This window comes from Micromonospora sp. NPDC049900 (genome assembly GCF_044461025.1).
Taxonomy (GTDB): Bacteria; Actinomycetota; Actinomycetes; order Mycobacteriales; family Micromonosporaceae; genus Micromonospora.
In genome coordinates this window covers 106,739-133,370 of record NZ_JBITKM010000011.1, presented here as the reverse complement: position 1 = coordinate 133,370, position 26,632 = coordinate 106,739, and the positions used below count along the sequence as shown (strand labels likewise).

Genomic DNA, 26,632 nt, shown 5'->3' with positions numbered 1-26,632 from the left:
CCACGCCCGGCCCGGCCGCCTATCCGGTCCCGCCCTGCAACCGCGCGAGGGCGTGGACCTCGGCCCGGGTGTTGCGGTACAGCGAGGTGTAGCCGGCGTAGAGGCCGTCGTAGGTGGCGGCCACCGACGGGTCGGGGCGCACGATCTGCCCGGGCCGGGTCCAGTCGGTGTCCGGGGCGGCCAGACCGGCACCGATCGCGGCCAGCAGGGCGTCGCCGTAGCTGGCCCCGATGGTCACCTCCGGCACCTCCTGCTCCCGGCCGGTGACGTCGCTGACGATCCGGGTCCAGAGTCCACCCTGGGTGCCGCCGCCCACCGCGACCAGCCGCGCGACCGGGTTCTCCGGGGTGTCCAGCAGTTCCAGGATCTGCCGGATGCCGAAGGCGATCCCCTCGTACCCGGCGCGGAACAGGTGACCCCGGCCGTGCCGCAGGGTCAGTCCGGCGATCACCCCCCGGGCGTCCGGGTCGAAGATCGGGGTCCGTTCCCCGGCGAAGTACGGCAGCAACAGCAGGCCGTCCGCGCCCGGCGGCACCGCCGCCGCCTCCTCGACCAGCGTCTCGAACGGCACCTCGCCCGTCAGGTCGCGCAGCCAGGTGGTGAGGCTGCCGGAGGTGGCCATGCCGGCGGCGAGGCAGTACGAGTCCGGAGACACCCCGACGGTGTTCCAGAGCTGCGGATGCCGGGCGACGCCCCGGAGTTGCTGGACGAAGAACATGGTGGAGCCGTACATCAGCATCAGGTCGCCGGGTCGGCGGACGCCGACGCTGACCGACTCGGCCCAGGCGTCCACGGTGCCGGCGCAGACCGGCGTGCCCACCGGCAGCCCGGTCGCCTCGGCCGCCGCCGGGGTCACCTCGCCGACGATCTGGGCCGACCAGGCCAGCCGGGGCGCGGGCAGGTCACCCATGACCTCGTCGTACCAGGGCCGGTGCCACTGCCGGGCCTCGATGTCGTACAGCGGCACCGACTGGCTGGCGGTGTGGTGGTCCAGGACGTACTCACCGGTCAGCTTCCGGACCACGTACGAACTGGAGTTGTACCACCGGGCCGCCCGCTCCCACACCTGCGGTTCGTGGCGTCGCACCCAGAGCGCCTTGGGACCGACCGCCTGGCTGGTGATCGGGGTCGCCGCCCGCTCCAGCACCGCGTCGGCCCCGAAGCGCTCGGTCAACTCGGTGATCTCGGCGGTGGCCCGCATGTCGATGCCGTAGAGGATCGCCGGACGGACCGGCTCGTCCCGCTCGTCGCAGAGCACCAGGCAGGGGCCGACACCGCTGACGCAGACCGCCGCGATCTGCGCGCCCTGGGCGGCGGCGGTCAGCTCGGCGGCGATGGACACCACGTCGCCCCACCAGACCGTCTCGGCGTCGACCTCCGCCCACCCCGGCCGGGGCAGCGACATCGACCGGGGCCGGGAGCGGACGGCGGTGGCCAGCACCCGCCCGGCGGCGTCGGTGAGCACGCCCTTGCTGCTCCCGGTGCCCAGGTCGATGCCGATCAGCAACGGTGCCATCTACAGGTTCACCTCACCGCAGAGGTGCACCGCCAGGCCCAGTTCGGCGAACATGGCGGCCTTGGCGGCGAGCGCCCGGTCGGCGGTGTCGGCGTCCGGGGCGTACACCACGTTCAGGTGGTTGGCCTTGTGGCGGGCCATCAACTGGTCGCGGTCGACGCCGTGCAGGACGGCGTGCATGATCGGCCACTGCGGGGTGGTGGCGTCGAGCCGGCGCCGGGTCTCCTCGGCCGGCAACTCCACCGCGCTACCCCGACCCAGGTCGACGTGGAGGACGCCGTCGGCGATGAAGACCCGGGACCAGACGATCTCCCCGGGCTTGGACACGCCGCTGAGGGTGCCGCCGCCGAGCGGGAAGTACATCGGCGGCTGCCGCATGCTCCAGCTCTTGTCGTAGCCGCCGTTGTGCGAGGCCGGGACCGAGCCGGAGATCTCCATGACCCAGACGAACCGGCCGTCGTACTCCTCGCCCCAGCGGATGTCGTGCAGGGTGGTCGCCGGGTCCAGCCCCATCGCGGTCCAGATCCGGTTGGTCACCAGGGAGTCCACCGCGACGCCCTCGTCGACCTCGTTGAAGTGCGGCAGCGGCGCGCCGGCGTAGAGTTCCCGGGCACCGTCGCGGCTGGTCACCGGCGGACGGGAGACGTTGTTCAGCAGCCCCTCGACCAGGTCGCTGGCGGGTACGACGTCCTTGAGCCCCTGCTGGTACTGGATGCCGACCGCGTCCAGGCCGAAGTCGTCGGCGATGCGCAGCGCGGCCACGTACATCGTGAACTGGCTGTGCAGTTGGGCGTCGGTCAGCTCGGTGGCCTCGTCGGTGCCAGTGTGGAAGGTGAACCCGGCCGCGTCCAGCCAGTCCCGTACGGCCTGCGCCTCGGCGTCGGTGACCGTCGCCATCTCGGCGACCAGGGCGCTCTGCGACAGCCGCTCCTTGTAGACGCCGAGCGGGTTGAGCAGCTCGTCGTCGATGATGGCGTTGTACATGCCCATGCAGCCCTCGTCGAAGACGCCGATGATCGCCTTGTCCCGGACGAGCTGCGCCGCGAGTGCCCGACCGAGCCGTACCTCCTCGGTGGCCGGCAGCGCCGGCAGGTCCCGGACGTGGCTCTGGTCGTGCTCCAGCGTCCCGGTCTTCAACCAGGTACGCAGCCGCGACACCGCCCAGTCGTCGGTGAACTTCTCGCTCCACAGGATGGAGTGCGCCACGCCCGCCTTGGTGAGGCTGGCGGTCAGGCCGAGCAGGCCGACCAGGCCGGGGAACTCACCGCTCCAGTTCGCCACCACCAGGATCGGGCCCCGGTGGGTACGCAGCCCGGCCAGCACGTGGTGGCTGTACTGCCAGACCGCCTCGGCGACGATCAGCGGCGCGTCCGGCGGGATCGACTTGAACACCTCGATGCCCTGGCGCTGGCTGGCGATGAAGCCGTGCCCGGCGGTGTCGTCGACCGGGTGCGCCCGCCGCACCCGGTGGCCCAGGGCGGTGACCGCCCGCTCCAGGTCGGCCTCGAACTGCCGCTGCACCGGCCAGCAGGTCACGTTGGCGCTGGGCCGCAGGTCGCCGCTGGCGACGGTCCAGACCACGCCGGGCTCGGCCACGGGCTGGTCGGTCAACTCGGGAAAGGCGTAGCTGCTCACGCGGGGCTCCTTCGAGGGCGGCGGTGTCGGGTGACGGCGGTGTCGGAGGTCAGAGCAGGTCGGCGACGTCGGCTTCGAGCGCGCGACGGTCGTCGGCCGAGATCGGGTCGAGCGGGGCACGCATGCCGCCGGCCGGCAGCCCGCGCAGTTCCAGGACGGCCTTGAGGTGGGCGAGGTTGCCCTGCCGGGTGGCGGCCACCGCCCGCAGCGACCGTTCCCGGGCCACCGCGAGCGCGTCGGCGTCCCCGCTGCGCAGGGCGTCCCGGACCGCGAGGAAGGGTGCCGGCAGCGCCGAGCTGACCCCGGAGACCACTCCGGCGCCGCCGGCCGCGACGACCTCGGTGAACTCCGCGTCGGCACCGGAGTACGCCGGCAGGTCCCGGTCGCCGAGCGCGGCGAGGTACTCGGCCAGCACCGGGGTCGGCTCGCCGCTGATCTTCACGCCCGCCAGACCCGTCCCGGCCAGCCGGGCCAGCGACCGTGGCGAGACCGTCGTGGTGGTCCGGGCGGTGAAGAGGTACGCGTACACCGGCCGTCCGGCGGCGGCGGCCACCACCGCCTGGTAGTAGTCGAGCAGGGCGCGCTCGGTGGCCGGGAAGTAGTGCGGGGTCAGCGCCGCGAGTCGGGCCGCGCCCCGGTCGACGGCCGCGCGGGTGAGGCGTACCGCCTGGTGGGTGCTGGCGTGCCCGACGTGCCAGTAGGTGCGCTCGGGCCCGAAGGCGTCACCGGCGGCGGCGGCGACGTCCAGCCGCTCGTCGTCGGTGAGGGTGGTGAACTCGCCGGTGGTGCCGGCCACGAACACCCCGTCGACGGGGTGCGCGGCGAGGTGGTCGTAGGCCGCCCGGGTGGCCTTGAGGTCGACCGCGCCGTCGGGGTCGAACAGGGTCGGCAGGGCGCTGATCAGGTTGGCTCCGGGGTGGGCCGTGGTCATGAGGTGTGCTCCGAGGGATCGAGCAGGGCGAGCACGATGCCGCGCCGCTGCCAGGTGTACGTCACAGCGAGCCGGTCCCCGACGGGGATCAGGCAGGGGTACGAGAACTCGTTGCTACCGGTGGTCCGGACTCCCGAGTCGGCGGGCCGGTAGCCCTCGTCCGCCGTCTCGCCGAGCGACTCCTGAAGGGTCAGCCAGGGCCGGAAGGTCTGCCCCTCGTCGGTGGAGACGGAGACGATCAGGGGCGCCCGGCTGGCCCAGTCCCCGGTGGTCGGGTTGTGGGCCAGGTGGACGCGGTCGCCGAGACGGGTCACCGCGATGCCGGAGTTGTTGTTCGGCACGGTGGACAGCGTCCCGGGCGACCAGGTGCGGCCGTCGTCAACGCTGGTGGCGGTGACGAGCCGGCCAGCGGTGCTGCGGGCCAGCAGGCGTACCTCGCCGGTCGGGGTCTGCCAGAGCGCGGGCTGGATGGCGCCCGCGCCGGGGAAGGTGGCGTGGTCGAGCCGGATGTCCGGGGAGCGCTGCCAGGTGTCGCCGTCGTCGTCGCTGCGCTCGACGAAGCAGTCCCACCGGGGGCGCTCGCCCCACGTCTCGGTGGAGGCCCCGGCGAGCAGTCGGCCGGAGCGCAGGCGCAGCGGCGGGGTGCGGACCGGTCCCCGTCCGCCGGGCTCGGCATCGCCGAGCGGTCGGGGCGTCGACCAGGTCCGGCCGCCGTCGGTGGAGACGACCCGGTGGGTCACCCAGGTCGAGATGGTCGCGCCGACCTTGAACCAGCAGACCAGGTCCCCGCCGGTACGCCGGTGCAGCACCGGGTTCCAACAGGGTGCCAGGTCGCCGCTGACCACCGTCGGGGCGCTCCACCGGTCGTCGGTCCCCCGGCTGAGCCAGATCCGCGAGTCGGCGGCTCCCTCGTGGTCGCCCTGGAACCAGGCGACCACGAAGGTGTCCTCGGTGACGCAGACGGTGCTGCCGTGGCACTGGCCGGGCACGTCCCGGACCACGAAGTGTCGTGCCGTCACCGGCTCGCTCCGGCGGGGACCGGCGGGTCGGTCGGGGTGTCGCGGTCGGTGGGGCCCTGCCGGCGGGCCTTCGTCCGGCTGCGGATGCGGGGCACCGCCACGGCCAGCACGGCCAGCACGAGCAGCCCGACCGCGATCGGGCTGGTGTAGATGGTCTCCAGCCCGCCCAGCTCCATCGACCTGCGGAAGTTGCGTTCGGCCAGCGGGCCGAGGATCAGTCCGAGCACGATCGGGCCGGCCGGGAAGCCGTACCGACGCAGCAGCAGGCCGAGTACGCCGAACAGGACCATGACGCCGACGTCGAAGACGCTGTTGTTCACCGCGTACGTGCCGACGATGCAGAAGGCCAGGATCACCGTCCACAGGAACCGGCTGGGCAGTTCCAGCAGTTTGGCGACGCCGCGCATGCGCAGCAGGCTCAGCCCCAGCGTCAGCACGGTGGCGAAGAACATGATGCCGGCGATCGAGTAGACCAGGTCCGGTTGCGAGGTGAACAGGCCCGGGCCGGGCTGGATACCCCAGATGATCATCGAGCCGAGCATCACCGCCATCACCGAGTCGCCCGGTACACCGAGAGCCAGCGTGGTGAGCACGGACCCGCCGACACCGGCGTTGGAGGAGCCGTCGGCGGCGGTGAGCCCCTCCAGGGAGCCCTTGCCGAACTTCTCCGGCTCCTTGGAGACCCGCTTGGCCTGGTTCCAGGCGACGATGCCGCCGATGTCCCCGCCGACGGCGGGCAGCACGCCGACCACGGTGCCGACGGAGGAGCCGACGGCGATCGGCTTGACCATCTGCCGGGTCTCCTGCTTGTTCGGCCACCAGCGGCCGAAGCTGGTGATCGCCTTCTGCTTCTGGTGGCCGCGCGAGATCATCTGGCCGAACACCTCGGCGATGCCGAACAGGCCGATGATCACCGCGATGAACGGGATCCCCTCGACCAGTTGCGGGATGCCGAAGGTCAGCCGGTCCGAGCCGTCCATCGGGTCCCGGCCGACGGTGCCCAGCGCCAGACCGAACAGGCCGGCGATGAGGCCCTTGACGAGCTGCCGGCCGGAGACCTCGATCATCATGGTGAGACCGAAGACCACCAGCGCGAACATCTCCGGCGAGCCGAAGCGCATGGCCACCGTGCTCAGCGGGATCGCGGCGACCATCAGCACCGCGATGCCGACGAAGCCACCGACCGCCGAGGCGAAGGCCGACGCGGTCAGCGCCAGGCCGGCCTTGCCCTGCTTGGCCATGGCGTAGCCGTCGAAGGTGGTGGCGATCGACGCCGGAGTGCCCGGGGTGTTGATCAGGATGGCCGGGACCCGGTCGCCGAACTGCGCGCCGATCAGGATGGTCAGCAGTACGGCCAGGCCGGGCAGCGGATCCATGGTCAGGGTGAAGGCGCTGGCCAGGGCGACCGCCATGGTGGCGGTGATGCCCGGGAACGCGCCGACGAGCATGCCGATCGCGGCGCCCGCGAGGACGCAGAGCAGCATCTGGACGGAGAGGAGGGCACCGAAGCCCTCGACGAACGCGTTCACAGCGGCACCCTCAGCAGCAGGCCGAACAGGCCGTAGATCACCACGGTCACCCCGGCGGGGAAGACCAGCAGGTCCTTGACCCCCCGCCCCCCGGCGATCCAGGTGAGCGCGGCGACGAAGATCAGTCCGGAGACCAGGAAGTGCAGGTAGTACCAGAGCACCCCGAAGGCGAGCGTGGCCGCGACGAAGCCGACCACCCGGACGATCCCCGAGCGGGTGGCCGGTTCCTCCTCGTCCTCGTCGTCGGCCACGGCGGGCGTGGTGACGAAGGCGAGGACGATCTGTAGGGCCGACAGGCCGATGATCCCGATGGCGAGCGTCTCCGGCCAGATCCGGGGGCTCACCGCCAGGGCCCGGGCGGGCAGCTCGATCGAGCGGGCCAGCCACAGGAACACGGCGCCCAGCACCAGGAAGACCATCCCCGGTGCCGCCGCGCGCCAGCGCGCGGCGGCACCGTGATCACCCTGGATCGGCGGGTGGTGGATAGCCATCAGCCGTAGATCTGGCCGAAGCGGTCGTACTCGGTCTGGGCGAACTGGCTGGCCTCGTCCGGCGAGGTCGCCAGCGGCGTGTTGCCGGCCTTGGTCATCACGTCCTTGAACGCCTCCGAGGAGGCGGCCTTGCGGACGGCGTCGGCGAGCCGCTGCCGGACCTCGTCGGGCAGTCCGGCGGGGGCGCCCATCAGGCCCCAACCACCGATGACCACGTCGACGCCCTGCTCCTTGGCGGTGGACACGTCCGGCAGCGAGGAGACCCGCTCGGGGGCCAGCACCGCGAGGATGCGTAGCTGGTTGTTGCCGGCCGCGGCGGCGGACTCGCTCACCCCGGCCATCACGGCCTGGACCTCGCCGGAGACCCCGGCGGCCACGGCCGGCGCGCCGCCGTCGTACGGCACCGGCTTGAAGGTCGCACCGGCCGCCTCGCCCAGGGCCAGGGTGGCGGCCTCCCAGATGGCCCCGGCACCGGAGTTCGACACGGTGATCGTGCCCGGCTCGCGCTTCGCCGCCGCCAGCAGGTCGTCGAGGCTCTGGTACGGGCTGTTCGTCGGCACCGACAGCGTGGCCGGTGCGTTCATCACCTGCCCGAGGACGGTGAACTGCTCCGGGGCGATGTCGGCGCCCTGGTGCCCGAGCATCGCCACCTCGACCGGGATGAAGCCGATCGAGTACCCGTCGGCGGGACGGCCCTTGAGGTAGGTCAGGCCCACCCGTCCGCCGCCACCGGTCCGGTTCTCCACCACGATCGACCGGCCGAGGTCCGCCTCCAGCTCCTTGGCCAGGGTGCGGGCGGTGAGGTCGGAGCCACCACCGGCGGCGGCGTGCACGACGAGGGTGAGGTCCTTCTCGGGGAAGTTCTCGCCGGAGGCGGTCTCGCTCCCGCCGCGGTTGGCGCAGCCGGTCACCACGAGGGTGCCGGCGACGGCCAACGCGGCGAGGCGCAGCATGCGTGATCTCATAGGTCGTTCTCTCTCTGGACGGGGGTCGGGGGGTTCGCGGAACGCAGCCGCGAGCAGGTCGTCTGCAGGTGTCGGTGCAGCTCGGCCTTGACCTCGGCGACCTTGCCGGCGGTGATCAGCCCGGCCAGGTCGTGGTGCTCCCGCGCCGAGGGCGCGAGGTCGGCCAGCCGCTTGCCGGAGGCGTGCAGCAGACCTTCGATGGTGGGGCGGAACTGGTCCCACAGGACGCTGAGCCGGGTCATCCCGGCGGTCGCGAAGAACGCGCTGTGGAACCGGATGTCCGCGGTCGTGAAGGCGACCGGGTCACGGTCGGTGACGGCCGCGTCCATGTCGACCAGGGCGGCACCCAACTGACGGGCGAGGACCTCGCGTCGGACGGTGATGGCCCGCTCCACCGCCAGCAGCTCGAACGACTCCCGAAGGGCCATCAGCTCCTCGATGTCGGCGTCGTTCAGCGACCGGGTGACGGCGTTGCGGCCGGAGCCGGTGACCAGTCCCTCCGACCGCAGGATGCGGATGGCGTCACGGACCGGACCTCGGCTGACCTGGAAGGAGTCGGCCAGCTCCTCCTCGACGAGCCGGGTGCCCGACGGCACGTCGCCGACGATGATGCGACGGCGCAGCTCGCCGGCCAGCTTCTCGCCGAGGGACTCCGCCCTGATCGGCCTCACGTCCAACACGATGTCCTCCTGATAACTGTTAACAGTTAACACTCGACTCATCCCACGGTCAACGGAAGATGACGAACGAGTTTCTCGATGTTTCCTGCCGGCGTTTCGCCTGGTGGATGCCCTGGACGATGGGACGCCGCCGCGACGACCGGCGGCGGACAAGCGGGCCGGGATGGGCGCGCGGGCCGGGAGCAGGACGGCCACCACGGGCCGCTCAGCGGACGGCGGGGCCGCGCCCGGCCACCGGTCCCCGCACTGCGGTCGCTGCCGACACAGCAGGGACCCGACCCGGCCGGCGGTCCCGCGACCGCACGTCGGTGGCCCCGAGGTCGCGCCGGATCAGCAGAGACATTGCGACAGGGTACGGGCGCGACCGGTTCCGGTCCGCCCACGGCGAGCGGCCATTCCCCGCAGTCGCACGAATCGCTCGGCCAGCACGCCAACACGCGTCGAAGCTCGGCATCGGCCGAGGGCCGGGGAAGCCGGCATAGGCCGGGGGGCCGGGGGCCGGGGGCCGGGGGGCCAGGGGCGCCGACCCGCTGACTCCCATGTCTTACACGGACACTGTCGAGCTGACTGCGGCGACGGATCGCGGTGATCCGCCCCGCCTCGTCGGGCCGGCCGCAACCCACGCCGTTCACCGGACCAGCCATGACCCACGCCGTTCGCCGGGGCGGCCGTGACGGTCACCGGCCGAGAGTGCCCGGCCCGCCACACCGCCGACCGCGTCGGTCCACCGCTCTTCCACGCCCGCACCGGCGACTTCGCCGACATCACCGTGCAGGCCACCGTCGGCCGCTCTCCCAGTCGAGGAGCCGATAGCGCAAACGGTTCAGCTCGACAGGGGCCGCCGACACGACCAGTCGGCCAGGCACCGGCCGGAGCCCGAGCCGGAACGCCGCTGTCCCGGGCGGCGTCACGCCACCCGGGACAACGGCACAGCTCGGTCGATCAGAAGTCGTCGTCGAAGCTGACCGAGCCGGTCACCCCGACCTGGTAGGCGGAGACCCGCCGCTCGAAGAAGTTGGACAGTTCCTGGACGTCCTGCAACTCCATGAACGCGAACGGGTTGCCGCTGCCGTACATGGGAGCGATGCCGAGCACGGCCAGTCGCCGGTCGGCCACGTGCTGGAGGTACTCGCGCATGTCGGCCAGCGACATGCCGGAGACGCCCTGCTCCAACAGGTCGGCGGCGAACTGCACCTCGCACTCGACCGCCTCGGCGAGCATGTCCTTGACCTGCTGCTCCATCTCGGCGTCGAACAGGTCCGGCTCCTCGGCACGGACGGTGTCGACCACGTCGAAGGCGAACGCCATGTGCATGGACTCGTCGCGGAACACCCAGTTGGTGCCCGAGGCGAGGCCGTGCAGCAACCCCCGGGAGCGCAGGAAGTAGACGTACGCGAAGGCGCCGTAGAAGAACAGGCCCTCGATGCAGGCGGCGAAGCAGATCAGGTTCAGCAGGAAGGCCCGCCGGTCCGCCCGGGTCCGCAGCTCGCGCAGCGCGAAGATGGAGTCGATCCACTTGAAGCAGAACTCGGCCTTGCGGGCGATCGACGGGATGTTCTCCACCGCCGCGAACGCCGCGAACCGCTCCTTCTCGTCCGGGACGTAGGTGTCCAGCAGGTTCAGGTAGAACTGGACGTGCACCGCCTCCTCGAACAACTGCCGGGAGAGGTACAACCGTCCCTCCGGCGAGTTGACGTGCTGATAGAGGTTGAGCACGAGGTTGTTGGCGACGATGGTGTCACCGGTGGCGAAGAAGGCCACGAGTCGCGACACCAGGTGCTGCTCGGCCGGGGAGAGCTTGGCCAGGTCGGCGAGGTCGGAGTGCAGGTCGACCTCCTCCACCGTCCAGGTGTTCTTGATGGCGTCCTTGAAGCGGTCGAAGAACTGCGGGTACCGCATCGGCCGCAGGGTCAGGTCCATGCCGGGGTCGAGCAGCAGGTGCCGCTCCCCCGTGCCGGTGCTGGTGCTGGTGGTCTCGGAGACGGTGGTCACTGGCATGCCTCGCAGCTCTCGGGGTTCTCCAGGGAGCAGGCCAACGCCTCGTCGTCGCTGACCGCCACGACCGGCGTGACGCTCGGGGTGACGGCGACGGTGGCCTGCTGGATCCGGGTCGCCGGACGCGACCGCAGGTAGTAGGTGGTCTTCAGCCCGGACTTCCAGGCGTACAGGTACATCGAGGAGAGCTTGCCGATGGTCGGCGCGCTCAGGAACAGGTTCAGCGACTGCGACTGGTCGATGAAGGGGGCACGGGCCGCCGCCAGGTCGATCAACGCCCGCTGCGGCAGCTCCCACGCGGTCCGGAACAGCTCGCGTACGTCCGCGGGCAGCTCGACGACGCCCTGCACGGAACCCTCGGCGCGCTTGATCTGCTCCCGGATCGCGGCCGTCCACAGTCCCCGCGCCTTCAGCTCACGGACCAGGTAGGTGTTGATCTGGAGGAACTCGCCGGACATCGTCTCGCGCTTGAACAGGTTGGACACCTGCGGCTCGATGCACTCGTAGCAGCCGGCGATCGAGGCGATGGTGGCGGTCGGCGCGATCGCCACCAGCAGCGAGTTCCGCAGGCCGTGCCGACCGACCGTCTCGCGCAACGCGGTCCACCGCTCGGGCTGGCCGACCTCGGCGCCCCACAGGTCCGGATGCAGCTCACCCCGGGCGGCGCGGGTCTCGGCGTACGCGGGATGCGGGCCGAACCGCTCGGCGAGCCCGGCGGAGGTCTCCAACGCGGTCAGGAAGATCTCCTCCTGCACCCGGGTCGACAGCTCCCGGGCGGCCGGCGAGTCGAACGGCAGGCGCAGCGTGAAGAACGCGTCCTGCAAACCCATCAGCCCGAGCCCGACGGGGCGCCAGCGCGGGTTCGACGCCGCCGCCTGCTCGGCCGGGTAGTAGTTGATGTCGATCACCCGGTCCAGGAAGACCACGGCGGTACGCACCGTGGCGCGCAGCCGCTCCCAGTCGACACCGTCCGCGGTGACATGCGCGCCCAGGTTGACCGAGCCGAGGTTGCAGACCGCCGTCTCGGCGTCGTCGTTGACCTCCAGGATCTCGGTGCAGAGGTTCGACAGGTGGATGGTGTTGCCCGGGGTGCCGGTCTGGTTCGACAGCCGGTTCGAGGCGTCCTTGAACGTCATCCACCCGTTGCCGGTCTGCGCGAGCGTCCGCATCATCCGGCCGTACAGGTCGCGGGCCTTGACGGTCTTGACCGCTTTCTTCTCGGCCGCCCGGTACGCCTCGTCGAACTCCTCGCCGAACAGGTCGGGCAGCTCGGGGGCGTCCGACGGGTCGACGAGCGACCAGTCGCCGTCCGCCTCGACGCGCCGCATGAACTCGTCCGGGATCCAGTTGGCGAGGTTCAGGTTGTGCGTCCGCCGGGACTCCTCGCCGGTGTTGTCCCGCAGTTCGAGGAACTCCTCCACGTCCGGGTGCCACGGTTCGAGGTAGACGCAGGCCGCGCCCTTGCGACGGCCGCCCTGGTTGACCGCGGCCACCCCGGCGTCCAGCGTCTTGAGGAACGGCACGATGCCGTTCGACCTGCCGTTGGTGCCCCGGATCAGGGCGCCCCGACCGCGTACCCGGGACCAGGAGATGCCGATGCCGCCGGAGAACTTGGACAACTTCGCGACCTGGTGGTAGCGCTCGTAGATGGAGTCGAGTTCGTCGCGCGGCGAGTCGACCAGGAAGCACGAGGACATCTGGGTGTGCCGGGTGCCGGAGTTGAACAGCGTCGGCGAGCTGGGCAGGTAGGCCAGGCTGGACATGAGTCGGTAGAAGCCGATCGCCTCGCCGGGCGTCTGCGACAGGCCGCAGGCGACGCGCAACAGCCAGTACTGCGGCGTCTCCACCACGAGCCGGGTCTGCGGGTGCCGCAGCAGGTAGCGGTCGGCGACCGTGCGCAGCCCGAAGTACTCGAAGCGCAGGTCCCCCGCCGGGTCGACGGCGTCGTCCAGCTTGCGCGCGTTGCGGGCCACGAACGCGGCGGTGTCGTCGCCGATCAGGCCCAGGCCGTGTGCGTACCGGATGGACTGGCTGAAGCTGGCGACCTGTTGCCCACGGACCTCCTTGTCCACGTACGCGGCCAGTAGCCGGGCCGCCAGCTTCGAGTACTGCGGCTCCTCACCGATCAGTTCGGCCGCGGTCTGGATGGACAGCTTGTCCATCTCGGCCGTGGTCGCGCCGTCGTACAGCCCGCTGATGGTCTTGGTGGCCACCCGCAGCGGGTCGATCTCGTCCAGGTCGGCGACCCACCGCTCCACCGCCTTGACGATCTTGTTGACGTCCACCGGCTCGGTGTCGCCGTTCCGCTTGCGGACCTGCATGACGTGCCGGCGTTGCTCCGGCCCCGCCTGCTCCTGGGTCACCGTCATGTTCCCCCTCCTCACGCCTGTCCCCGAGATCGTCGGGTCCGCGCGGGAGGACGCCGCCGGTCATCCGACGGCACTGCTGCCGTGACTGACCAGCTCCTGGCGTCGGCCGTCCCACGCGGCCTTCGACCGCCGCACACGTCGCGTGCGGCGCGCTGGCAGGTCTTCGGACTCGTGGGCCTGGTGCTCGCGCCTACTGGCCGTCGCTTCCCAGACCTGGCGGGTCCAGTGCGTGATGACGGCGGTCGTTCCCACTCACCGCTGCGGGGCAGTCCCGGATTCCCACCGGGTTCCCTCTTGCCTCGACCGTCGTGGAGCGGCGGCCGAACCAGCTACGGGGCACACCATATATGGGTGCGGTGCGGAGATGGCAACACCAGATGCTGTGCCGGGCGTGTCGCGTGCCAGATGTCGGGCATCCCGCCGACCGTCGGCCGGGTACTCGATCATGCCCACTAGCATCGTCGCGTGCAGACAGCGGCCGGACCCGGCGACCGACGGGCACTGCTCGACATCCTCGTCCGGGCCGCGGATCGGACGCCCGACCAGGTGATCGTGCACGTGCGCGAGGACGGCACCGAGCGCACCGTGACCGTCCGGCAGTTGCGGGACGAGTCGCTGCGGGTGGCGGGTGGCTACCGCGCGGCCGGAGTGATCCCGGGCACGCCGGTGATCCTGGTCGCCGACGCCGGGGACGACTTCCAGCCACTGTTCTGGGGTGCGCTCGCCGCCGGGCTGGTCCCGGTGCCGCTACCGCCCGAACCGGCCCGGGTACGGGCCGTCCGCGAGCTGCTCGCCGACGCGGTGACCGTGGTGGACAACACCACCGGGGCGGTCGCCGACGGGCTGGCCGGACCGGTGCTGCGGCTGGCCGACCTGCGGACCGGCGCCCCACCGGAGGATCTGTTCGCCGCCGACCCCACCGACGTGGCGTTCCTCCAGTTCTCCTCCGGCAGCACGGGCACGCCCCGCGGGGTGGAGTTGACCCACGCCAACGTGCTGGCCAATGTGGAGCAGTCCCGGCTGGCCAGTGGCGCCGGGCCGGACGACGTCCTGGTCACCTGGATGCCGTACTTCCACGACATGGGGTTGATCGGTACGCATCTGACCCCGCTCGCCATCGGGTGCACGCAGGTCCGGGTTCCCCCGTTGGCGTTCGCGAAGCGCCCGGCGCTGTGGTTCACCGCCGCGCACCGACACCGCGCGACCCTGTTGTCGGCGGCGAACTTCGCGCTGGCGCTGGCGGTCCGCCGGGTCCCGACGGACCTCCTCGCCACGCTGGACCTGAGCCGGGTCCGGTGCGTGGTGGTGGGTGCGGAACCCATCTCCCCCACGGTGTGGCGGGCCTTCCTGGCGCACGTACGCCCGGCCGGGCTCGCCCCGGCCGCCCTGCGACCGGTGTACGGCCTGGCGGAGGCGACCCTCGCGGTGACCTTCCCGCCGCCCGGGGAGGTCGCCGCGCCGCTGGTGCTGGACCGGGCCGCGCTGAGCCAGGGCCGGGCGGTTACCACCGGGCCGGGTACGCACGCGGTGGAGCTGATGGACCTGGGACACCCGGTGCCCGGCTGCGAGGTACGCGTCGTCGACGAGCGGCACCGGCCGCTGCCCGAGGGTCGGGTGGGCCTGATCGAGGTACGCGGCCCGAACGTGGCGCGCGGCTACCACCGGGACCCGCAGGCCAGCCGGGAGACCTTCGTGGACGGTTGGCTGCGCACCGGTGACCTGGGTTTCCAGCGCGCCGGTCGGCTCTGCGTGACCGGCCGCGCGAAGGACGTCGTCTTCGTCAACGGCCGGACGTTCCACGCTCCCGACCTGGAGGCGGTGGCCGCCGCGACCGTCGGGTTGCCGGCCACGGCGACGGCGGTGGTCGGCTGCACCGACCCGGACAGCGGCGGCGAGCGGATCGTGGTGTTCGTGGCCTGGGCCCGTCCGCCCGCCGGGGCGACCGGGGTGCTCGACGCCACACGGGCCCGGGTGGCCGAGGCGGCCGGGCACGACGACGTGCGGGTGCTGCCGCTGCCGCCCGGCGCGTTCGCCCGGACCACCAGCGGCAAGCTGCGGCGACGACGGATGCGCGAGCGCTACCTGGCCGGCGACTTCGCCGACCGGGAACGCCGCTGGCACCCGGCGACCGGCCTGCCGGGGACGTCCGCGTCCGGGGACACACCTCCGGCGACACCGGCGAACACGCACCCGACACGACAGCCGGAGGCGCGGCCGTCGGACGGCTCGGGGCCGCTGTCCCGGCGGCGGGTCGAGCAGGTCGTCCGGACGGTCTGGGCGCGGGTGCTGGACCGGCCCGCCGACACCATCGCGGCGGACGACCGGTTCCTGGCCATCGGCGGGTCGTCACTCAAGGCGATGGAGGTGCTGGCCGGGCTGGAGGACGCCCTCGGCACCACGTTCGATCCGGCGGACCTGCGGGACTGCCCCACCGTCGCCACGTTGACCGACCGCATCCTGGCCGGGCCGCCCACGACCCGACCGGCACCGCCCGACGGGTGCGCCCCGGCGCGGCAGGACCCCCGTTCCGACGCGACGCCGCTCGCGGTCATCGGCATGGCCTGCCGTTTCCCCGGCGCGGAGGACCCCGACGAGTTCTGGCGTGGACTCGTCGGCGGCATCGACGCGGTCCGGCCGGTCCCGGAGCACCGGTGGACGCCGCAGGACGGCCGACCCCGTTGGGGGTCCTTCCTGGACGATCCGATGCAGCTCGACGCGGACTTCTTCGGGCTCTCCGACGAGGAGGCGCGGCTCACCGACCCGCACGCCCGACTCTTCCTGGAGATCGGGTACGAGGCGCTCGAACGGGCCGGGTACGCCGGACCGCGTCGGCAGGGCCGCCGGGTCGGGGTCTTCGCCGCCGTCGGCGAGAGCGCCTATCCGGAGCTGCTGGCCGCCGCCGGTCCGGTCACCGCACCGGCGGCGCTGGTCGGCAACCTGCGCAACCTCGTGGCGGCCCGGTTGGCGCAGGCGCTGGACCTCGCCGGGCCGGCGATCACGGTGGACACGGCCTGCTCCTCGGCGCTGGTCGCACTGCACCTGGCGGCGCGCAGCCTGGCCACCGGCGAGTGCGACATCGCGGTGGTCGGCGGCGTGAACCTCAACCTCACCGAGACCGGCTACCGGCTGTTGGACGCCGCCGAGGCGTTGTCGCCGACCGGCCGGTGCCGCGCCTTCGACGCCGACGCCGACGGCTTCGTGCCCGGCGAGGGCGGCGCGGCGCTGGTCCTGTGCCGCCCCGACGACGCGTACGCCGCCGGGGACCGAGTGCTCGCGCTGGTCGCCGGCACCGCCGTGGGTAACGACGGCCGGTCGCTGAGCCTGCTCGCCCCGAACCCACAGCGGCAGTGGGAGGTCATCGCGCGCGCGTACGCGGACGCCGGGCTCGACCCGGCCGCCGTCTCGTACGTCGAGGCGCACGGCACCGGCACCGGCCTCGGTGACCCGGTGGAGGCACGGTCGCTGGCCGCCGCGTACCCGCCCCGCCCCGACGGCACGCCCCGCGGGCTCGGGTCGGTCAAGACCAACCTGGGACACCTGCTCAACGCCGCCGGGATGCCGGCGCTGCTGAAGGTGGTGCTGGCCCTGCGGCACCGGCAGTTGCCGCCGTCGCTGCACCACGTCCGGCCGTCCACCCGGTACGACCTCGACGCCGCCGGCTTCACGGTGGTCACCGAGGCACGTCCGTGGACCGCACCCGGGCCCTTGGTGGCCGGGGTGAACGCGTTCGGCTTCGGCGGCACCAACGCACACGCCGTCCTGTGCGAGGCACCGCCCCACCGGCCCGTACCGCAGCTCGCGGGTCCCGGCGTACACCTGGTGACGCTCACCGCCCGGTCGGCGTCCGCGCTGCGGCGCAGTGCCCACGACCTCGCCGGGCACCTGCGCGACCGGGGCGACCTGGACACGGCCGACGTGGTCGCCAGCGCCGGGACGGCCCGCGACGACGCGCCGTACCGGTTGGCGCTCGTCGCCGACGACACCGGGCTGGCCGACCGGTTGGCGGCTGCCGCGACCGCGTACCGGGACGGGCCGGTCCGCCGTCGACCCCGGATCGTCTTCGTCTTCCCGGGCGACGGCTCGCCGGCCGCACCTGCGGTCCGCGACCTGCACGACCGGCTCCCGGTCTTCCGGGATCTGCTGACCGGGGCCTGTGTCGCCGTCGGTCCGGTGGCGGGGCGTCCGCTGCTGTCCTGGTGCCTGGCGGACGGGACGGACCGGCGGGTCACCGCCCCGGTGCGCGTGGTGGTGGCCCTGGCCCTGGCCGGGCAGCTCGCCGCCTGGGGGGTGCGGCCCGACGCGCTGCTCGGTCACGGGGTCGGCGAGCTGGCGGCAGCCGCCGCCGGGGGCGCGCTGGGCGTCGCCGACGCGGTCCGGCGTGCCGTCGCGCTCGCCGACCCGAGCCACGCCGGGGACGGTCCCGACGACCGGGACGACGGCGGGTACGCCCTCGCGGCGCTGCGGGGCGTGCCGGTGTTCAGCCCGGCGGCCGGGCGGTGGGACCCACCGGAGCCGGTGCGGTGGGCCACCGACGCGGCTGAGCTACGCGCGGCGTGGCGGCGGCTGCACGACGACGGGTACGACACCGTGGTCGAGTTGGGCGTCGCGGAGGCGACGGAGCACGGTGGCGGACAGGTCGACGTCGAGCCGACCGACGGACTGGTGCGGTTGGTGGCGGCGCACTGTGGGTCGACCGGCGGTGCCGCGTCGCTGCTGGCCACGGCGGGACTGCTCTGGGCCCGGGGCGGCCCGCTCGACCGGCCCGCCCTGTACGGGGGGCGGCAGCGGGTGCCGGTGCCGACCTACCCGTTCGAGCGTCGCGCCTTCGCGCCACCGGGGACGGCGCACCCCGTACCGCTGCACATCGTCGCCTGGCGGGAGGTGCCGGCGGCGGTCGGCGGACCGGCCCGGCGGGTACGGCTGCGCGGCCCGGGGGTGGGCGGCCCGTTCGCCGACGACCTGGCCGCCGCGTTCACCGCCGACGGGATCGAGGTCCACGTCGACCCGTACCGGGTCGACGCGGCTCCGGACGACGACACTCCTGGGATCACCGTGCTGCTCGCCGGGGCGGCGGTGGACACGCCGGACGTGGCCGCGCTCGACGCCGCCGTCACCGGGCAGGTACGCGCCGTCCGCGCCCTGATCGACGAGGGGGCCGACCGGCCGGGCCGACTGCTGGTGGTCACCGAGGACGTGCACGTCACCGGCGCGGCGGCGGAACGGGGACGCCCGGTGCAGGCAGTGCTCGCCGGGCTGGTCACCGCGCTCGCCGACGAGCGTCCCGGCCTGCTCGTGCACACCGTGGACCTGTCCTCCTCGGACGGTACGGCAGCGCGCGTCGACGCCGTCCGTCACGAGTTGTCCGCCCTCGCCACGGACCCGCCCGCCACCGGTACGCCGACCGACCCGAGCATGCCGCCGGGCCCGCGCACGCCGAACGGGGTGGCCTGGCGCGGCGGACGCCGACTAGGCCGGTTCCTCGACCCGGCGGGCGGAGAGGCCGTGCTCGACCCGGTGTCGACCGCCGACCGGGCCGACGGACCGGCCGGGCCCGTCGCGGCGGGTGCCGTGCACGTGATCGTCGGTGGGGCCGGTGGGGTGGGTGCGGCGCTGGCCCGGTCCCTGGCCCGCCGGGAGCAGCCGACGTTACTGCTGGCGGGTCGGTCGGACCACGCACCGGCCGCCCTGCTAGCCGAACTGTCCGCGCTCGGCGCGACGGCGACGTACCACCGGTGTGACGTGACCGTGCCCGCCGACGTGGACGCCCTGCTCTCGGCGCTGCCCCGGGTGGACACGGTGTTCCACGCCGCCGGCATCGTCCGGGTCGGCACCCTGCGCGCCAAGTCCGTCCAGGACACCCTCGCCGTGCTGGGCCCGAAGGTGCGCGGCACCTACCTGCTCGCCGAGGCGCTGCGGCGACACGGTCACGACCGGTCGGCGCTGGTCGGGTTCTCGTCGGTCAGCGCGGTGCTGCCCGGCCTGGCCGGCGCGATCAGCGACTACGCCGCCGCCAACCGGTTCCTCGACGCGTTCGCCGCCGCGCACCGGGCCACCGGCCGCCCCGTCCAGGCGGTCGGCTTCGCCGCGATCAGCGATACCGGCATGGCCGCCCGCAGCGGCGGTGTCGGCACTGCCGCCGGGGCGATGCCGGTCGACGAGGCGCTGCGTGCCCTGGCGCTCGCCCGTCGTGTCGACGCCGCACACGTCGTCGTCGCATCCTCGCAGGAGCGTTCGGTCACCGCGCCGACGGTCAGCGTCCCGGCGGTCAGCGTCCCGGCCGGGGTCGCCGTCGCCACCGTCGCTGTCGAGACCGCCACTGTCGTCGGCCCGCCGCACGGACCGGACGGTGTGGACGGTGGGCCGGGTCGGGACGAGGTGGCCCGGGTGCTGCGGCGGCTGCTCGCCGAGCCGCTGCACCGGCAGCCCGACGAGATCGCCGACGACACCTCGTTCCTCGCCCTCGGCCTGGACTCGCTGGCCGCGGTGGACCTGGTCAAGCGGCTGGAGGAAGAGATCGGCCGGGAACTGCCGGTCACGTTGTTCTTCGAGTACACCACCGTCGCCGACCTGGCCGCCCACCTCACCGGGGTACGTGGCACCGAGGCGGTTCCGCCGGTGACGCGTACCGCGCCGACCGGGGAGCGGACGCCGGTCGAGGGTGGGCCGTTCCCGCTGACCGCCGTGCAGCGGGCGTTCCACGTCAACGAACGGCTCCACCCGACCGTGGCCAGCTTCGCCTTCGTCCAGCAGACCGTCACCGGTCCCCTGGACGCCGCGCTGCTCGGGCAGGCGCTGGCTAGGCTGGAGGCGCGGCACCCGATGCTGCGGGTGCGGTTCACGGCCGGTCCGGGGACGCCCCGCCAGGTCGTGCCGCCCGTATCGGTTCCGGCGGCTCCGTACCCGGACTGGTACACGGTGCGGTCGCTCACCGAGCCGCTGGCCGAGGTACGGGCGCGGCTGTGCAACACCCCGGTCGACCTGACCCGGCAGCCGCCGCTGCGGGCGGTCCTGGTCCGGGAGGCACCGGACCGGGCCCACCTGCTGCTGGTGCTGCACCACGCCGCCGGGGACGGGTTCAGCCTGAACCTGCTCAGCGAGGAACTGTGGGCCGACTACACCGCCCTGGCCCACGGCCGTACGCCGGTGCACCGACCGTCGGCGCCCGGGTTCGACGCGTACGCGCACGAGGTGGCCGTGCCGACGTCGGCGGACCTGGCGTACTGGCGGGACCTGCTGGCCGACGGCACGACGCTGCGGCTGCCGTTCGACGGCGACCCGGACGCGCCGCCCGGCCCACCGCTGCTGACGGTGCCGGGTGAGCTGGAGCCGGCGCTCGTGGCGGCGTTGCGGGACCAGGCCGCCGAGGCCGGCGTGTCGCTGTTCCACCTGCTGCTGGCCGGGTACGTGCGGTGCCTGGCCCGGTGGGGAGGGCAGCGACGCGTGCCGGTGACGGTGGCGCGGGCCGGTCGGGACGCGCGACTGGCCGGCATCGACCGGATCGTCGGGCCGTTCGCCGACACCCTGCCCCTGGTCCTCGACGTGGATCCCGGCGAGCCGGTCGGACAGCTCGCCGACCGGCTCCGGGTGGCCTGGTCGGCGGCGCAGCGGCACGGCTCGGTGAGCAGCCTCGACCTGGCCCGGCTGCTCGACCGGCCCGGCGCGGGGCCGCGTACCGCCAGCCCCGCCGGGTTCAGCTTCGCCCGGTTCCCGGTCACCCTCGACCCGGACTGTCCGGTCGCCGTGACGCCGACGGCGGCCGGTTCCGGCTCCGCCGCCACCCGGCTGAGCCTGCTCTGCTGGGAGTCCGGTGACGGACTCGGACTGTCCTGGAACTTCCCGCGTCGACTGTTCACCCCGGTGACCGTGGCCCGGCTCGCCGCCGAGCACCGGGACGAACTCGTCGCGATCGCCACCGGCAGACCGCGGCCGTCCACTGTGGGGACGGCGACCGCGTCGGACGTGACCGCCCGGATCCGGGCGGTCTGTCGGCGTGCCCCGGACGCGGTGGCGGTGACGACCGGCGCGCGGGCCATGACCTACCGGACGCTGGACCGAGACGCCGACCGGGTGGCCGCGCTGCTCGCCCGGCACGGGGTACGCCCCGGCGACCGGGTCGGCCTGCTCACCGCGCCCGGCCCGCAGACGGTGGTCGGAGTGGTCGGCATCCTGCGGGCCGGTGCCGCCTGGGTGCCGTTGGACGCGACCCACCCACCGACCCGCCTCGCCGACCACCTGGTCCGGGCCGGAGCCGGAGTGCTGCTGCACGACCACGACTCGGCCGCCACCGCGACCCGCCTCGACGGTGCCGCACGACCGGTCCCCTTCGACCCGGGCACCACCGACGCCACGCTCGACGTCCCGTCGGTGCCCGAGGCGACGGCGGACCAGACCGCGTACGTGATCTTCACGTCGGGGTCGACCGGGCGACCCAAGGGCGTACCGGTCAGCCACCGGTCGATGCGTACCTATCTCGACTGGGCCGTGGCCGCCTTCGACTACCGGCCCGGTGACCGGCTCGCCCAGACGGCGTCGAGCTGCTTCGACGCCTCCGTCCGGCAGATCCTGGCCCCGTTGCTGGTCGGGGCCACCGTGGTCACCTTCACCCGCGCCCAGCTCCGCGATCCGCAGGCGTTGCTGTCCCGGATCGCGGCAGACCGGATCACGGTGTGGAGTTCGGTCCCCACCCTGTGGGAGCGGATCCTGCGCGCCGCCGAGGAACACGTCCGTCGGCACGGCGAGGCACCCGACCTGGCCGCGTTGCGGTGGGTGCACGTGGGCGGCGAGGAGTTGTCGCCGGTGGCGGTCCGGCGCTGGTTCGACCTGTTCGGCGACGCCCGGATCACCAACCTGTACGGACCGACCGAGGCCACCATCAACGCCACCTGGCACCTGATCGACGCCCGTCCCGACGACACGGTCCGTCGGCTGCCGATCGGTCGCCCGGTCGGCGGGGCGGTGGTCCGCGTCGTCGACCCGGACGGCCGGGTCTGCCCGCCCGGCGTGGCCGGTGAGCTGTATCTCGGCGGTACCGGCCTCACCACCGGCTACCTCGGCGAGCCGGAGCTGACCGAGGCGGCGTTCGTGGTCCACGACGGCGAGCGGTTCTATCGCAGTGGCGACCGGGGTCGGCTCGCCCCGGACGGTGCCCTGGAGTTCCTGGGTCGCCTCGACGACCAGATCAAGATCCACGGTCACCGGGTGGAGCCGGGCGAGATCGAGGCGGTGCTGCGCACCCACCCGGAGGTCGCCTCCGCGACCGTGCTGCACCGAGCCGACCCGCATCCCCGGCTGCACGCGTTCGTGCTGCCCGCGCCGCAGACCAACCCCACCACGGCCGCGTTGCGCGCCCACCTGGCCGCCCACCTCCCGGCGCACATGGTGCCCGCGCGTCTGCACCTGCTGGACGGCCTGCCGATGACCGCCACCGGCAAGGTCGACCGCGAATCCCTGGCGGCACTGGCCGCCGCCAGCCACACACCCGCTCCGGCCGCCGACTTCCCCGCACCCGCTCCGGCGGACGTCGACAGCCTCACCGCGCCGGATGCCGACGCAACGGGGCCTGCCCGGGTCACCGCCCCGCCGGAACGCCGCGCACCAGCAACCGGCATCACCGGTCCGGCAGGCACCGAGGCGGAGCTGGCCCGGATCTGGGCCGGGCTGCTGGACGTGCCGGTGGTCGGCCCGGACGACGATTTCTTCGCCCTCGGCGGCGACTCCATCCTGGCCCTGGAGGTCTTCGCCCGACTCCAGGAGCGCAGCGCGGTCACGGCAAGCCCGACGCTCATCTACGAGCACCGGACCCCGGCCGCCCTGGCCGCCGCGCTCGACGCCGGTACGGATCCGCACACCGGTGCTCGGGTCACGATGGACGTCGACGTCACGTCGGAACCGACGATCGACAGTGGATCGTCGATCGGCACCGCACCGCAGGCGGACGCCACCGCGCCGTTTCCGGTGACCGCCGCGCAGCGCGGCTTCCTGCTCGCCGACGCCGTCACGCCCGGCGCCGGCACCGCCTGGCTGGCCCGGCTGCGGTTGCGCGGTCCGCTGCGCCGGGACGCCTTCCAGCGCGCGGTGGACGTGCTGGTCGCCCGGCACCCGATGCTGCGGACCGTCTTCCCGGCCGGGGCCCGGCCACCGGTGCAGCAGGAACTGCCCGTCGCGATGCGGCTGCCGGTGGCGTACGAGCACCCGACCGGCCCGGCCGACCTGGCCGACCGGGTGGCCGAGGAACGTCGCCGACGGTTCGAGCCGTGGGCCTGGCCCCTGCTGCGGCTGCGCCTGCTGCGGGTCGCGCCGGACGACCACGTGCTGCTGGTGCACGCCCACCACCTGATCGGTGACGGCTACAGCGCCGCGCTGCTGGGCCACGAACTGCTGGCCGCCTATCACGCCGACGGGACGGCCGATCCGCTGCCGCCGCTGCGGGCCGGTTTCCGCGACTACGTGCGGCTGCTGTCGGCGCGGGCCGCCGCCGCACCGGACCCGGACGCGTACGCCTGGTGGTCGCAACGGTTCGGGTCCGCGTACCGGCCGCCGGTGCTGCGGGCGGACACCGATCGGCCGCAGGACGGCACCGGCGACCCGACGCCCCCGGTCCGCGCGTTCACGCTCGACGCCACGGTGGTGGCCGGGCTGCGCCGACTCGCCGCCGATGCGTCGACCACCCTGTACGCGCCGGTGCTGACCGCGTACCACCGGGTGCTGGCCCGGCTCACCGGTCAGGACGACCTGGTCCTCGGGCTGGCCGTGACCGGACGTGACCATCCGCTGCCGGACCTGCACCGGATCTTCGGTCCGTGTGCGGCGATGCTGCCGCTGCGCCTGACCGGCACCGACGCCTTCCCGGTCCACCTGGCCCGGGTCGCGGCCGAGGTCACCGCCGCCCGGCAGCACGCCGACCCACCGTCGATCGCGGCGGCCGTGCCCGCCGGTCGGCCCGACGGCGCACCGACCGGTGCCCAGTTCTTCTTCAGCTTCCTGGACTTCGACGCGCTCCGGCCCGCCGCCCCGCCGACGGGGACGTTTTTGTCGGAGCGGCCCGCCGCCCTGCCGCCGGAGACACTCGGTCCGGACCGGCTCGACCTCTGCTGGGACGAGGACACCGAACTCGCCCCGCCGCCGCTCGGCACCGACCTGTTCCTGACCGCCCGGCCGGTGGCCGACGGCCTGCGGGTCACCCTGCGCGGCTCCCCCACGGCGATGAGCGCCACCGACCTGGACCACCTCGCCGACCGGCTCCGCGCCGACCTGGGCACGGCCGCCACCGGACCGACCGCGGAGCCGACCAAGCGCACCGAGCCGACCGGGCCAGCCGAGCCGACGACGGACGCGGCGGCGTCGACCCGGCCGCAGCCTGGCGCGGCGGCGATCGACCCGCCAACGACGGAGGCGGGACGGTCGGCCGCGTTGAGCGCCGCCATCGTCGGGTATCTGCCCTCCCCCGCGCAGCTCGCCGTGATCGCCGGGCTGCCCGCCGACAGCCTGCCCCGGGAACAGCTTCGTGAGCTGCTCTTTCCCGGTGGTGGGCCCCGACTGTTGGAGGAGTTGTCCACCCCGCTGGGCACCTCCGGCTTCGTCTGCCTGCCGCGTTTCGCCGACGAGCTGACCTCCGCCGGGGACCGGCTCGCCACCGAGGCCGCCGTCGCGGTCGACCTCGCCGCCGGCCTCGGGGCGACCTGTGTCTCCCTCGCCGGCCTGATCCCCGCCCACACCGGGTACGGCGTCGGGGTGCTGCGGCACACGAGGACCGCCACGGCGGTCACCACGGGTCACGCGGCCACGGTCGTCTCGGTGGTCCTCACCGTCGAGGCGGCGTTGGCGGCGACCGGACGGAGCCTGGCCGGACGGACCGTCGCCGTGGTCGGTCTCGGTTCGATCGGGTTCTCCTCACTGCGGCTGCTGCTGGCCCGCGCGCCCCGTCCACCGGCCCGACTGCTCCTCTGCGACCTGCCGGCGACCGCGCCCCGGCTGGCCGACCAGGTGGAGCGGCTGCGCGCCGACGGGCTCACCGCCGCCGTCGAGATCTGCCCCACCACCCCGGCGGTGCCCGACCCCGCGTACGCCGCCGACCTGATCATCGGGGCCACCAGCGCGGCCACCGAACCACTCGACGTCGACCGGTTGCGCCCCGGCACGATCGTGGTGGACGACTCCTTCCCGCACGCGCTGGATCCCGGCCGGGCGCTGGCCCGGATGCGACGCGACCGCGACGTGCTGGTGGTCGGCGGCGGACTGCTGCACGTGGGGCGGACCACCCATACGGTGCCGGTGGACCTGCCGTCGGCGGCGATCGCCGGTCACGCGGCGGCGCTCGGGTTGCCCGGCACGATCGCCTCCTGCCAGGTGGAGTCGCTGTTACGCGCCGGTACGCCCACCCTGCCGTTGGTGCACGGCCTGGTGGACGAGTCGACGGCGACGACGTACGCGGCGGCACTGGCCGGGGCGGGGGTCACCGCCGGGCCACTGCACCTGCTGCGTCACCGGGTCGAGCCGGACCTCCCGGCGGCGCTGCCGGAGGTCCCCGCGACCTGAGGCATCCGCTGCTGCGGGTGCCGCACGGCCGGTCGGGAGCTGCGGTTCTCGTGCAACGCGAGCAGCACCACCGAGGCCAGCACCAACGTCAGGCCGACCCACTGGCTGGTGCCGAGTCGACCGTCGAGCAGGGTGAGCCCGACCAGGGCGGCGGTCAGCGGGAAGGCCAGTTCGGCGAGGGTCGCGTTGGACGCGGGCGTCCGGCGCAGGGCGTGGTAGTACAGCGTCAGCGCGAGCAGGCCGGGAATGGCGGCGAGCAGCACCAGCCGGGGCACCAACTCGATCGGCACGCCGACCGGGGTGCCGGTGGCCGCCGCGAAGGCGGCCAACGCGATCAGTCCGACGCTGAACCGCAGCGTGGTGACGTGCAGGAAGGACAGTTCGGCGCTGACCAGCCGGCCGAGGACGGTCCCGGCCGCCCAGAGCGCCGCCGCGCCGAGGGCGAGTCCGGCTGCGGCCAGGCCGCGCGGCTGCGCCGCCAGCGGATCGGGGAAGGCCAGCAGCCAGGCGCCGACCAGCGCGGGCACCGCGAAGAGCGGGAACCGGGGGCCGACCCGCTCGCCCAACAGCACGGCGGCCAGGACCAGGGCGAGCACCGGCTGGAGCTTCTGCAACACCTGCGGGGTGATCGGGTCGCCCAGCCGGAACGCGGCGGTGAACAGCGTCGTGGCCAGCGCCGAGGAGCCGGCCCCGATCACCAGTACGGCCAGCTTCGTGCGCACCGAGGATCGGGCCAGGGCGCGTACGGCCGGGATCAGCCAGGGTGACACCAGCAGCACCAGCACGACGTGTTCGGCCAGCACCACGCTCAGCGCGGGAAGCTCGCGGGCCAGCGGTTCGCGGAGCAGGCTGGAGAAGCCCCAGAGACTGGCGGCCACGGCGACCAGCCAGGTGCGATCGCCGGTGGCCCGGCTGGTGAGCGGGCTCATCGTGTCCTTCCGGTGGGTGCCGACCTCATGATCAGTGAA

General features: G+C 73.6%; 12 protein-coding genes and 1 riboswitch. Of the genes, 1 reads left to right on the top strand and 11 read right to left on the bottom strand.

The window, feature by feature from the left end; translation table 11 throughout:
- Positions 1 to 19: 19 nt before the first annotated feature.
- From ACIBMZ_RS22625 to ACIBMZ_RS22580, 10 genes are all read right to left on the bottom strand, one after another.
- Entirely contained in the window at positions 20 to 1,516 is a 1,497-nt protein-coding gene (locus ACIBMZ_RS22625) for an FGGY-family carbohydrate kinase (RefSeq protein ID WP_396696836.1), read from the bottom strand.
- On the bottom strand, positions 1,517 to 3,151 hold the full coding sequence (locus tag ACIBMZ_RS22620) for a fucose isomerase (RefSeq protein WP_396696834.1): 1,635 nt from the start codon (positions 3,149 to 3,151) through the stop codon (positions 1,517 to 1,519).
- A 49-nt stretch (positions 3,152 to 3,200) separates the two neighbouring features.
- Positions 3,201 to 4,082, bottom strand: a complete 882-nt coding sequence (locus ACIBMZ_RS22615; RefSeq protein WP_396696832.1) for a dihydrodipicolinate synthase family protein — start codon at positions 4,080 to 4,082, stop codon at positions 3,201 to 3,203.
- Complete coding sequence (locus tag ACIBMZ_RS22610; protein ID WP_396696830.1) at positions 4,079 to 5,101, bottom strand: exo-alpha-sialidase; 1,023 nt, start codon at positions 5,099 to 5,101, stop codon at positions 4,079 to 4,081. The genes ACIBMZ_RS22615 and ACIBMZ_RS22610 overlap by 4 nt, the downstream gene beginning before the upstream one ends.
- Positions 5,098 to 6,630, bottom strand: coding sequence for a tripartite tricarboxylate transporter permease (locus ACIBMZ_RS22605; RefSeq protein WP_396696828.1), 1,533 nt, complete (start codon positions 6,628 to 6,630; stop codon positions 5,098 to 5,100). Before ACIBMZ_RS22605 ends, ACIBMZ_RS22610 begins: the two co-directional genes overlap by 4 nt.
- A complete protein-coding gene (locus ACIBMZ_RS22600) occupies positions 6,627 to 7,121 on the bottom strand; it encodes a tripartite tricarboxylate transporter TctB family protein (protein WP_396696826.1) in 495 nt (164 codons plus the stop codon). Before ACIBMZ_RS22600 ends, ACIBMZ_RS22605 begins: the two co-directional genes overlap by 4 nt.
- Entirely contained in the window at positions 7,121 to 8,086 is a 966-nt protein-coding gene (locus tag ACIBMZ_RS22595; RefSeq protein WP_396696824.1) for a tripartite tricarboxylate transporter substrate binding protein, read from the bottom strand. The genes ACIBMZ_RS22600 and ACIBMZ_RS22595 overlap by 1 nt, the downstream gene beginning before the upstream one ends.
- The gene (locus ACIBMZ_RS22590; RefSeq protein ID WP_396696822.1) at positions 8,083 to 8,766 is read right to left on the bottom strand and encodes a GntR family transcriptional regulator; all 684 of its coding nucleotides are present in this window, start codon (positions 8,764 to 8,766) and stop codon (positions 8,083 to 8,085) included. Before ACIBMZ_RS22590 ends, ACIBMZ_RS22595 begins: the two co-directional genes overlap by 4 nt.
- Before the next feature lie 942 nt (positions 8,767 to 9,708).
- Positions 9,709 to 10,764, bottom strand: a complete 1,056-nt coding sequence (locus ACIBMZ_RS22585) for a ribonucleotide-diphosphate reductase subunit beta (protein ID WP_396696820.1) — start codon at positions 10,762 to 10,764, stop codon at positions 9,709 to 9,711.
- Positions 10,755 to 13,130 (bottom strand): ribonucleoside-diphosphate reductase subunit alpha, encoded by a 2,376-nt coding sequence (locus tag ACIBMZ_RS22580; protein WP_396696818.1) that lies wholly within the window; start codon positions 13,128 to 13,130, stop codon positions 10,755 to 10,757. The genes ACIBMZ_RS22585 and ACIBMZ_RS22580 overlap by 10 nt, the downstream gene beginning before the upstream one ends.
- Positions 13,131 to 13,266: 136 nt before the next feature.
- Positions 13,267 to 13,475, bottom strand: a riboswitch (cobalamin riboswitch).
- A 120-nt stretch (positions 13,476 to 13,595) separates the two neighbouring features.
- Here ACIBMZ_RS22580 and ACIBMZ_RS22575 point away from each other — a divergent pair.
- Complete coding sequence (locus tag ACIBMZ_RS22575; RefSeq protein ID WP_396696816.1) at positions 13,596 to 25,664, top strand: amino acid adenylation domain-containing protein; 12,069 nt, start codon at positions 13,596 to 13,598, stop codon at positions 25,662 to 25,664.
- Here the strand turns inward: ACIBMZ_RS22575 and ACIBMZ_RS22570 are convergent.
- Entirely contained in the window at positions 25,610 to 26,593 is a 984-nt protein-coding gene (locus tag ACIBMZ_RS22570; RefSeq protein WP_396696814.1) for a DMT family transporter, read from the bottom strand. The genes ACIBMZ_RS22575 and ACIBMZ_RS22570 overlap by 55 nt on opposite strands.
- Positions 26,594 to 26,632 lie beyond the last annotated feature (39 nt).